The organism is Falsihalocynthiibacter sp. S25ZX9, assembly GCF_041205405.1.
Classification (GTDB): Bacteria; Pseudomonadota; Alphaproteobacteria; order Rhodobacterales; family Rhodobacteraceae; genus Falsihalocynthiibacter; species Falsihalocynthiibacter arcticus.
Window position 1 is genome coordinate 1 of record NZ_JBGFCD010000067.1, and the last position, 715, is coordinate 715.

Annotated in this window: 1 protein-coding gene; it reads right to left on the reverse strand. The window is 57.3% G+C overall.

Annotated features, from left to right (window positions below):
• On the reverse strand, positions 1-655 hold a 655-nt coding region (locus AB9F29_RS21285), incomplete at its 3' end, for a transposase (RefSeq protein WP_369757177.1).
• Between the last annotated feature and the right edge of the window lie 60 nt (positions 656-715).

Consider the following 715-nt stretch of genomic DNA (forward strand, 5'->3'; position numbering starts at 1 on the left):
CAGCATTCTTAATCTGGCCATTCCCGTTGCGCTTCTGGCTGGCGTGTTTGGAGCGCCTGACAGTCCGTCTTGCGCGCAGATGCTCCAGGAGTTCCTTTTTAAGGACGCCTCGCGCCTGTATATAAAGGCTTCTGTAGATCGTTTCGTGTGACACCTGTTTGTGTGCCTCTCCTGGGAAAGCGCGTTTGAGCCAGCCCGCAACCTGCTCGGGAGACCACTTGCGCCGCAGCTTTGCTGATACTGCGCAGGCCAACTTCGGGTGACAAGCCAGCTTGCACACCTTGGGACGCCGCGCGCGATCCCACGCCGCTTGATCAGACGCGGTTGCACGATAACCTGCAAGGCCACCATTGCGCCGCACCTCTCGGCTGATCGTCGAGGGCGCACGTCGCAACTGATGCGCAATCGCACGCAAGGACTGCTCGGTGCTCAGCCCGCGGGATATTTCCTCGCGCTCAGAAAGGCTCAATGCAACGTGCCCGCGTCTGCGATCTGGTGGGCGTATCCCACCCGTTGGTGAGATCACGGAGAAGACTGAGGATGATTGGCGATCAAAAACGCGCCCAATCGACCTCATCGACTCGCCTCGCTGCCACCGATCCCAAATCTCAGCACGCTGTTCAGTTGAATAATAAATCCTACGACGATATTTCATGGCAAACACTCCATCTCTTCCTAAAGATTAAAGTGTTGCGTCGACCAGTTGAGGCCACCG